Genomic DNA, 9,563 nt, shown 5'->3' with positions numbered 1-9,563 from the left:
CGACTTGCATGTGTTAAGCACGCCGCCAGCGTTCGTCCTGAGCCAGGATCAAACTCTCCAAACAATGTTTGAAAGGTTTTCCCGACTGAAAGCACCCGGACTCGCATCCGGATGTATCAACCAAAGGAATCCGTCCCCCACCGAGATGGGTTGGACGGGGTTGTGCTTCATGCACTGGCTTTTAACACACTGTTGAGTTCTCAAGAAACGGACGCGTTCTCCATCTTCCCGGCCAACTGGCCCGGCGTCCGGGGCGTTTCGTTCGTTCCGTTGTGTCTTTATTCTTTCAGGCCCGCTTTTTCGTGTCAAACCGGCCCGTTTGGAACCACTTGACTTGATCTAGCTGATCTTACCGGAATTCCGACCGCCCCGTCTCCGGAGCAACCCTTCTAACTTACTCCGCCGTCCGATTCGTGTCGAATCGGACCTCATCGAGACATAATGATCTCAATGAACGGATGTGATCAGAGAGGGTTCCTGAGATCTTGGCGCTGCCGCCGACTCCCTCAGGTCTGGTGAACTTTATGGACGCCGGTCCACCTCGTCAAATCGACCGCGCCGGCCGGGACTGGCGGCCGGTCAGCGGGGCAGTGTGGCGGACATCGTCGCGACGATCACGCTGACCAGTCCCTCGACGACCTCTGCCCGGTCCACCTCGGGGTGCTCCAGCCACCAGTCGCCGGTGGCCTGGACCATGCCGACGAAAGCGTGCCCCAGCACCTGGGCGCGGACCGGGTCGGGGACCGCGGACTCCGCGGCGATCACCGCACCGAGCTCCTCACCGAGGCTGCGCACGATCGCCGTCATCTGGGAGTGGGTCCGGCTGTCCTCGGCGCCGGCCCGGTGAAACAGGAAACGGTAGAGGTTGAGGTTCGCGGCGATCATGTCGAGATAGGCGGCGATGGTCGACCGGGCACGGCTGCGCAGGTCCGTCCTGTCCCGGTCGAACTCCGGGCGCAGCAGGCCGACCACGGTGCGGACGTGCCGGTTGGCGAGAGCCTGGTAGAGCCCGCTCTTGTCGCCGAAGTGCCGGTAGAGGATGGGCTTGGTGATCCCCGCCTCGGCCGCGATCGAGGCCATCGACGCCTCCGGCCCCTCCCGCCGGATCACCCGGTCCGCGGCGTCCAGCAACGCCCGCCGCCTGTCGGGATCCCGTCCGCTCACCGCTCTTCCCCTCTCAGAGGGAAACAGCATAGGCGTGAGAGATCCGAAGGCGGATCACCGCTCCGGCGGAGTTGCGCAAGCAGCGCGGGAACGGAGGCGGGCCACCGGTCCGCGCCCTGTCCTAAAAGTCGCAAAAAGAGGGGCTTATGCATATCCAGCACGCTTCCGGGCAGGGGGAGAGCTCCGCCCGGGAGTGTGCCGCACGGTGGCGGAACCAGTTGAGAAGGGGGCTCTCAATTGTCGGGGAAGATGCGTGGGACGGTCAGGCGTGGGGCGCTGTGGCTGCTGCGGGGGCTCAACCGGAGACGGGCGCGGCGTGCGCCCGCGCCGGACACGGGAACGGTCCGCATCCTGCTGCAGCACGCCTACGGGATGGGCGGGACCATCCGGACCGTGCTCAACCTCGCCGGGTACCTGGCGCGGGAGCGCGATGTGGAGATCGTCAGCATGGTCCGGGCGGCGCAGGAGCCCTTCTTCCCGATGCCGCCCGGCGTGCGGGTGTCGTTCCTGGACGACAGGACCACGCCCCGAGGCCGGCTCGCCCGGCTGCTGTCCCGCTTTCCGAGCCTGCTGATCCCGGAGCAGGAGAACGTCTACCACGCGCTCACCCTCTGGACCGACCTGCGCCTGGTCGCCTTCCTACGGTCCATGCGCACCGGTGTGGTGATCTCCACCAGGCCCGGATTCAACCTGATCACCGCGCTGTTCGCGCCTCCGGGGGTGCTTACCGTCGGCCAGGAGCACGTGGCCCTGGACGTCCACTCCCCAGAGATCCGGCGGCTCATCAGGAGGCGGTACGGCAGGCTGGACGCCTTCGTCACCCTCACCGACGCCGATCTGCGCCAGTACGCCAAGACGCTGCGGGCCGATCCGCCGGGGCGGCTGCTGCGCATCCCCAACGCCCTGCCTCACCTGGCCGGTGACATCTCCCCCTTGGAGGAGAAGGTCGTCATCGCCATCGGCAGGCTGGTGCACGCCAAGGGCTTCGACCGTCTGGTCAGGGCGTGGAAACACGTCGCGGCGGCGCATCCGGACTGGGTGCTGCGCATCTACGGCGGCGGTACGGCGAAGGCCGAGACGAAGCTCCGCGCCAGGATCGAGGACGCGGGTCTGGCGGACCGGGTGTTCCTGATGGGCAGTTCTCCGGAGATCGGGGTCGAGCTGGCCAAGTCGTCGATCTACGTCGTCAGCTCGCGCTACGAGGGATTCGGCATGACGATCCTGGAGGCGATGAGCAAGGGCGTGCCCGTGGTGAGCTTCGACTGCCCGCACGGCCCCAGGGAGATCATCACCGATGAGCACGACGGGCTGCTCGTGCGTACCAAGAAGGCGCAGGATCTGGCCGAGGCCGTCTGCCGCCTGATCGAGGACCGGCGGTTGCGCGGCACGCTGGGCGGCAACGCGGTGCGCACGGCCGCCCGCTACGACCTCGACGCCGTGGGCGCGCAGTGGGACGCCCTGCTGGCCGGCCTCGCCGGTGACGCGTCGCCTCCCGCCTGAAGTCCGCTGATCCAGCCCGCTGTCGACAGCAGGACCGCGAGCACCGCAAGGATCGGCGTCAGCGGAAGAACCTCAGGCGCCGGAAGAACCGCAGGCACCGGAAGGACCGCGGTCATCGGGGGAACCGCGCGGGGCGGCCCGCCGGGCAGGTGCGTGGATCGCCGTACCGGCCGGGTGGATCGCCTCCGCCCGCGGAACGCCCGGAAGCGGCGACCTTCGTCGTCATAAGTCCGGTAATCTGCCGATCTCTCCAGGAGGTGGCGGGTGGCCGAAGCAGGTGCCGTGACGGTGCCGGGCTACGAGGTGTCCGGCGTGCTCGGGCAGGGCGGTTTCGGAATCGTCTACCGGGCCAGGCAGTTGGCGGTGGAGCGCGAGGTCGCGCTCAAGGTCGACAACCGGGTGCTGGTCTCGGAGCGCGACAGGCGCCGCTTCATGCGCGAGGTCACCTCGGCGGGAGCGCTCTCCGGGCACCCGCACGTCGCCCACGTCTATGACGCCGGGGTGCTGCCCGACGGCCGGCCGTACATGGTGCTGGAACTGTGCCCGGGCGGGTCGCTGCTGGACCGGATGCGGGCCGAGGGGCGGCTGGCCCCGGCCGAGGTGGCCGACATCGGCGTCCGGATCGCGGACGCGCTGTCCGCCGCGCACGCCGCAGGGGTGCTGCACCGCGACATCAAGCCCGCCAACATCCTGATCAACCGGTACGGCAACGTCGTGCTCTCCGACTTCGGTCTGGCCACCATGCCGTCCGCGGGCGGCGAGGTCTCGGTGACGCGCGAGTCGCTCACCCCCGCCTACGCCCCGCCCGAGGCGTTCGAGCTGACCGAGCCCACCACCGCCGGGGACGTCTACTCCCTCGCCGCCACGCTCTACGCGCTGCTGTCGGGCCGCCCGCCGCGCTTCCCCGAGAGCGGCGTGGCCAACATCGCCGTCATCATGGCCCTGCACCGCCTGCCCGTCCCCGAGATCCCGGATGTGCCGGCCGAGCTCACCGAGGTGCTCCGGCAGGCCATGGCCACCGACCCGGCTCGGCGCACCCCTTCGGTGGCGGCGCTGCGGGACGCCCTCACCGACCTTCGTCTGGACCGTGCCGCCCAGGCGCCCCGGCCGGCCGCCCCGCGTCCCGCGCCCTCCGCCGCTCCCCCCGCGGCGCCGTTCACCGCTCCGCCCTCCCCGTACGGCGTGCCGCCGGCGGGCGTGGCGGGCAGGGATCCGGCGCGCGCGCACCTGACCTCTCCGGGAGCGCGGGATCTGGCGACCACCGGGTCACGGGCTGCGGACGTCGCGCCCTCGGGCACGTCGAACTCCCGGGTGTTCGTCGCGGTGGCCGTGGCCTTCACCATCCTGCTGCTGGCCGGGGCCGGGGTGATGTACCTGGAGAACCGCGACCGGGAGCCGTCCGCCGATCAGCGACAGGACACGACCGGCCAGATCGGGAAGGCCGGTACGGGCACGGAAGTCGGGAAGGTCGCCACCGTCACGGCCGCCTGCCCTGCCGCCGGGGTGCCGGGTGCTCAGGCCGCCTGCGTGAAGGAGGCCGAGTGCTGGGGCGGTCTCGTCGTGATCTCGGGTGACGCGGCGGCCAAGCGGATCGGCTGCGAGGAGTCGCACTCCTGGGAGACCTTCGCGATCGCCCCGCTGCCGGTGGACTCCCTCACCTACGATTTCGCGGCCCTGGGCAAGCACCCGGTGGTGAAGAAGGTGTGCGCGTCACAGGTCATGCTCGCCTCCCGGTACGGCGACGCCCGCGCGATCGGCGCGGGCAGGTGGCACAGCACGGTCCTGCCGCCGTCGAAGGAGCAGTTCGAGCTGGGCGTGCGGACCTACCGCTGCCTGGGAGGAGTGCTCGACTCGGAGAGACCGGGAACCTTCTTCCGTCCCTGACCCGAACCGCCCTGCCCTGGCCCGCCCCGCCCTGGCCCGCCCCGCCCGGATGTCGTCGGCCGCACCCCGCCGATGACCGGTCCGGAATGCGACCTGACATTCTTGGACACGAGGGGGGATCAGACAATGACTCAGGCACAGATCGGTGTTACCGGCTTGGCGGTCATGGGCGCGAACCTCGCCCGCAACCTGGCACGGCACGGGCACGCGGTAGCCGTACACAACAGGTCGCGGTCCCGGACCAAGGCGCTGATGGAGGAGCACGGAGACGAGGGCGCGTTCGTCGCCTGTGAGACTCCGGAGGAGCTCGTCGCGGCGCTGGAGCGCCCCCGGCGCATCCTCATCATGGTGAAGGCGGGCGCCCCGACCGACGCGGTGATCGAGGAGTTCGCCCCCCTGCTGGAGCCGGGCGACATGCTCGTGGACGGCGGGAACGCGCACTTCCTCGACACCCGCAGGCGGGAGGCGGCGCTGCGCGAGCGGGGCATCCACTTCGTCGGGGCAGGAGTGTCCGGTGGCGAGGAGGGGGCGCTGCTCGGGCCGAGCATCATGCCGGGCGGCTCCCGGGAGTCCTACGAGGCGCTGGGCCCGCTGCTGGAGGACATCGCCGCGAAGGTGGACGGCGTGCCCTGCTGTACCCACATCGGCCCCGACGGCGCCGGGCACTTCGTCAAGATGGTGCACAACGGCATCGAGTACGCCGACATGCAGCTCATCGCCGAGGCCTACGACCTGCTCAGGCAGGGGCTCGGTCTGAGCCCGGCGGAGCTCGCGGACGTCTTCGAGGAGTGGAACAAGGGCGAGCTGTCCTCCTACCTCATCGAGATCACCGCCGAGGTGCTCCGGCAGGTCGACGCCACCACCGGCAGGCCGCTCGTGGACGTCATCGCCGACCGGGCCGAGCAGAAGGGCACCGGCCGGTGGACCGTGCAGATCGCGCTGGATCTGGGCGTCCCGGTGAGCGGCATCGCCGAGGCGGTGTTCGCCCGCTCGGTCTCCGGCCACGCGGACCTGCGGGAGGCCGCACGCGGCCTGCCCGGCCCCGCGGGGGTGCCGGCCGGATCGGTCGGCGAGGGTTTCGCCGAGGACGTGCGGCGGGCGCTGTACGCATCGAAGATCATCGCTTACGCGCAGGGGTTCGACCAGATCAGGGCCGGGAGCGCGGAGTACGGCTGGGACGTGGATCCGGGCTCGCTGGCCACGATCTGGCGCGGCGGCTGCATCATCCGGGCCGTCTTCCTCGACCGCATCCGGGAGGCCTACGAAGAGGAGACCCCGCCGGTGACCCTGCTGACCGCTCCCCTGTTCGCCGAGGCCCTGGGCCTGGCGCAGGAGTCGTGGCGGCGGGTGGTGGCGAAGGCGGCGGAGCTGGGCATCCCGGCGCCCGGCTTCTCGACCGCGCTGGCCTACTACGACTCGCTGCGGGCCGAGCGCCTGCCCGCGGCCCTGATCCAGGGCCAGCGGGACTTCTTCGGCGCGCACACCTACCAGCGGACGGACCGGGAGGGCTCCTTCCACACCCTGTGGTCCGGCGACCGCACGGAGATCGGGGCCTGAGGCTCCGGGCCGGCGGCCGCGAAATCGCCGGCCCGGCGGCACGGGGTCGGCGGCGCTATCCCTTCTCCGCGCCCTCGTTGGCCCCGCGGACGAAGTAGCGCTGGAAGACCGCGAAGACGACCGCGACCGGGATGGTGGCGAGCACCGCCGCACTGAGCTTGAGCGGATACCGGGTGCCCGCCCCGAGGGATCCGCTGACCAGGTCGGCCAGCCCGCGCGGCAGGGTGAACAGGCTCGGGTCCTGCACCGCCACCAGGGTGTGCGGGAACTCGTTCCAGGTGCCCTGGAAGGAGATGATCGTCAGCGTGATCAGGGCGGGCCGCGCCATCGGCAGCACCACCGACCAGAAGGTGCGGAACACCCCGGCCCCGTCGATCCTGGCGGCCTCCTCCACGCTGACCGGGATCGACTCGAAGAACTGCTTCATGATGAAAACCCCGGCCGCGTCCGCGATCACCGGCACGACCAGCGCCGGGTAGCTGTCGTAGACGCCGAGCTGGTTGAGGACGAGGAACTTCGGGATGAAGAGCACCACTCCCGGGACCGCCATCACCGCGACGATCGCCGAGAACAGCGCCCGCCGCCCGCGGAAGCGCAGCCGGGCCAGGGCGTAGCCGGCCAGGGAGTCCAGGAAGACCCGGCCGGCGGTGACGACGAGGGTCACCAGCAGCGAGTTGCCCAGCCAGAGCGGCATGCCGGTGTCGAGGAACACCCGTTCGAACCCGGCCGTCGACACCGGGTCCGGTATCGGGGAGAGCGGGTTGGCCGCGGCGTCGGGCTCGGTCTTGAAGGCGTTGGCGACCTGGATGACGAACGGGTAGAGGAAGACCAGCGCGGAGAAGACGAGTACGGCGTACCCGGCGAAGGCGGCGGCCGGCGCGCGGGCCTCCGCCCCGGTGCCTCGGGAGCGGCCCGCCGTACGGGCGGGGGCGTCGCGGTCCGCGGCCGGGGGCATCATGATCTCCGCGGGCGCGGCCGGCGGAGGTCGCCGACCGCGTCACGGTCGCGCATCACCCACCGCTGGAGCGCCGCCAGCAGCACGATGAGCAGGAACAGGACGAACGAGATCGCCGCCCCCGAGCCGTAGTCGAAGTCGCGGAAGGCGGTCCGGTAGGACAGGTAGGCCGGGGTCAGCGTGGTCTTCGCCGGGCCGCCCTGGCTCATCACGTACACCTGGTCGAAAACCTGCCAGGTGGCGATCAGCCCGAGGGTGAGCACGAGGAACAGCGTCGGTTTGAGCATCGGCAGCGTCACGTACCACAGCCGCTGCCGGCGGCTTGCGCCGTCCAGCATGCTCGCCTCCTCCAGCGCCACCGGAATGTCCTGCAAGGCGGCGAGGAACATCAGCATGAACGTGCCTGAGGTGGTCCAGACGGCCAGCACGATGATCGTGCACATGGCCACGCTGGGGCCCGACAGCCACTCCCACCACGACAGCCCGAACGCGCCGCCGCCGGTCAGCACCGGAGGCGGCGCGTCCACGTCGGCCAGGCCGAGGGCGCTCAGGAGCAGGTGCAGCAGGCCCCGCGAGTCGGAGAACCACTGCGGCCCCTCGACACCGAAGATCGCCAGGAGTTCGGTGACCGCGCCGGAGTCGCTGAAGATGAACAGGAACAGGACGCTGATCGCCACGGAGCTGGTCACCGACGGGAAGTAGAAGGCGGTGCGGAAGAACCCCCTGCCCCTGAGCGTCCGGCGGTGCACCGCCAGTGCCAGGCCGAGCGCCAGCACCGTCTGCGCGGGCACGACGATCACCACGTAGGAGAAGGTGTTACGGATGCTGATCATGAAGTTCCGACGGCTCAGGTCGTCCCTGACGAACAGCCCCGTGTAGTTGTCCAGCCCGACGAAGGGCACCCCGGTCCGGAACGGGCTGCCCTGCCCGTTCCAGTCCGTCAGGCTCACCCAGAGGGCCATCAGGATCGGCAGCAGCAGGAACAGTCCGAGGATCGCCACCACCGGCGCCACGAAGAGCCAGCCGGCGACGTTCTCCCTGCTCGCGCTGGTACGGCGGCGCGAGCGCCGGCCTGTCCTGATCGCGGTCCCGGCCACGTCGGCCTCCTTTCCGCCGGCGTGAGGTCCCGCCCGGCACCGGCGGGACCTCACGCGGTCAGCCTCAGTCGCCGAGCGCGTCCCGGGTGTTCTTCTGCAGGCGCGCCAGGAGCGTCTTCGGGTCGATGGAGGCGAGCTGCTGGAGGCCGTCGTCGAAGTCGGCCAGCACGCTGTCCATCCGCGGGGCGTTCACCGGGCCGTGGGCGTAATCGGCGCCGTTCACGAACGGCGTGTCGTCCGGGAACTCCCGGGTGAAGACGGCCTTGGCGGACCGGCGGGAGGGCATCACGCCGAACGCCCTGGCGAACGCCATCTGCTGGTCGGCCCTGGTCATCGCCTCGACGAAGCTGATCGCCTGCTCCTTGTGCCTGCTCTTGGCGGCTATGCCCCAGCAGGTGGTGAAGGACAGCGTGCCTTCGCCCCGCGGCCCGGCCGGCAGCGCGTGGACGGTGTAGGCGACGTCGGGGTGGTCGGCCTTCATCGCACCCCTGATCCAGTTGCCCTCGACGGTCATCGCGGCCCTGCCCCTGCCGAAGGCCTCACCGCCCCATCCGGCGTCGAGCTGCTTGGGGAACCGGGCGAGCCCGTCCTTGAGCAGGCCTCGCACGTACCGCAGGGCGGTGACGTTCTCGGCGCTGTCGGCGATGGCCCGCCTGCCGTCGTCGCTGGTGATCCAGCCGCCGGCCTGCACCATGAAGGCGCCGATCCGCTCATGGGTGTCGCCGACGACCAGCGGGGTGATCCCCGCGGCCTTGATCTTCTTCGCCACCGAGGTGAGCCGCTCCCAGGTGGTGGGCACGTCCGCGCCGGTCAGCCCGGCCTTCTTCCACAGATCGTCGTCGACGATCAGCGCCAGGGTGGAGAAGTCCTTCGGCGCGCAGTAGAAGACGCCGTCGCGGCTGAAGGCGGTGCGCAGGCTCGGGTAGAAGTCGCCGGAGCCGGAGATCCTGTCACCGTACGGCTCCAGCGCCCCGACGCTCGCGTAGTCGGCGAAGCGCGAGGCGTCCACGTAGAACACGTCCGGGGGGTTGCTCCCGGCGAACGCCTGGCCGAGCTGCTGGGTGAGGTCCTGGGCGGGCGTGATCGTCGCGGTGTTGCCCGACGCCTTGGCCCAGGTGCCGGCCGCCGAGCGCACCGCGGCGGTCTCGGCGTCGCCGGAGGAGCCGATGAGGACCCGCAGGGCCGCCGGGCCGCCGCTCTGCCCGGTGCTCCTGCCCGCGGAGTCGTCGAAGCCGCTGCCGCAGGCCGCCGAGGTCAGCAGGGCCCCGGCGGCGACGGCGGCGAGTGCGGCGGTATGGGCGCCCGGATGTCTCATCGTGATTTCCCGATCTTCGTGTGGGTGAGGGCGAAGGTGGGGGAAGCTTGATGATCATGTCGGCCGCCGGGCGGCCGGGAGAGCCGGAGCG

General features: G+C 70.6%; 7 protein-coding genes and 1 rRNA gene. 3 read left to right on the top strand and 5 right to left on the bottom strand.

Annotation, left to right across the window (positions count from 1 at the left end; genetic code table 11):
* Together BM085_RS26075 and BM085_RS26070 are read right to left on the bottom strand one after the other, a co-directional pair.
* Positions 1-64, bottom strand: a 16S ribosomal RNA gene (locus BM085_RS26075); the annotation flags it as partial.
* Between the two features lie 515 nt (positions 65-579).
* A complete protein-coding gene (locus BM085_RS26070; RefSeq protein ID WP_093889534.1) occupies positions 580-1,164 on the bottom strand; it encodes a TetR/AcrR family transcriptional regulator in 585 nt (194 codons plus the stop codon).
* A 249-nt stretch (positions 1,165-1,413) separates the two neighbouring features.
* On the opposite strand from BM085_RS26070, the gene BM085_RS26065 reads away from it, so the two are divergent.
* The 3 genes from BM085_RS26065 to gndA all read left to right on the top strand — a co-directional run bounded on the left by BM085_RS26065 (position 1,414) and on the right by gndA (position 6,105).
* Positions 1,414-2,664, top strand: coding sequence for a glycosyltransferase family 4 protein (locus BM085_RS26065; RefSeq protein WP_093889533.1), 1,251 nt, complete (start codon positions 1,414-1,416; stop codon positions 2,662-2,664).
* Between the two features lie 264 nt (positions 2,665-2,928).
* Entirely contained in the window at positions 2,929-4,548 is a 1,620-nt protein-coding gene (locus tag BM085_RS26060) for a serine/threonine-protein kinase (protein ID WP_218158830.1), read from the top strand.
* A gap of 126 nt (positions 4,549-4,674) precedes the next feature.
* Positions 4,675-6,105, top strand: coding sequence for an NADP-dependent phosphogluconate dehydrogenase (gndA, locus tag BM085_RS26055; RefSeq protein WP_093889531.1), 1,431 nt, complete (start codon positions 4,675-4,677; stop codon positions 6,103-6,105).
* Between the two features lie 55 nt (positions 6,106-6,160).
* Here the strand turns inward: gndA and BM085_RS26050 are convergent, their stop codons facing one another.
* The 3 genes from BM085_RS26050 to BM085_RS26040 form a co-directional block, all read right to left on the bottom strand.
* On the bottom strand, positions 6,161-7,060 hold the full coding sequence (locus BM085_RS26050; RefSeq protein ID WP_245789702.1) for a carbohydrate ABC transporter permease: 900 nt from the start codon (positions 7,058-7,060) through the stop codon (positions 6,161-6,163).
* On the bottom strand, positions 7,060-8,157 hold the full coding sequence (locus BM085_RS26045) for a carbohydrate ABC transporter permease (protein ID WP_093889529.1): 1,098 nt from the start codon (positions 8,155-8,157) through the stop codon (positions 7,060-7,062). Before BM085_RS26045 ends, BM085_RS26050 begins: the two co-directional genes overlap by 1 nt.
* Positions 8,158-8,221: 64 nt before the next feature.
* A complete protein-coding gene (locus BM085_RS26040; protein WP_093889528.1) occupies positions 8,222-9,472 on the bottom strand; it encodes a sugar ABC transporter substrate-binding protein in 1,251 nt (416 codons plus the stop codon).
* Positions 9,473-9,563: the final 91 nt, after the last annotated feature.

The sequence above is a fragment of the Streptosporangium canum genome (assembly GCF_900113865.1).
GTDB lineage: Bacteria > Actinomycetota > Actinomycetes > Streptosporangiales > Streptosporangiaceae > Streptosporangium > Streptosporangium canum.
This window is presented reverse-complemented; position numbering and strand designations above follow the sequence as displayed.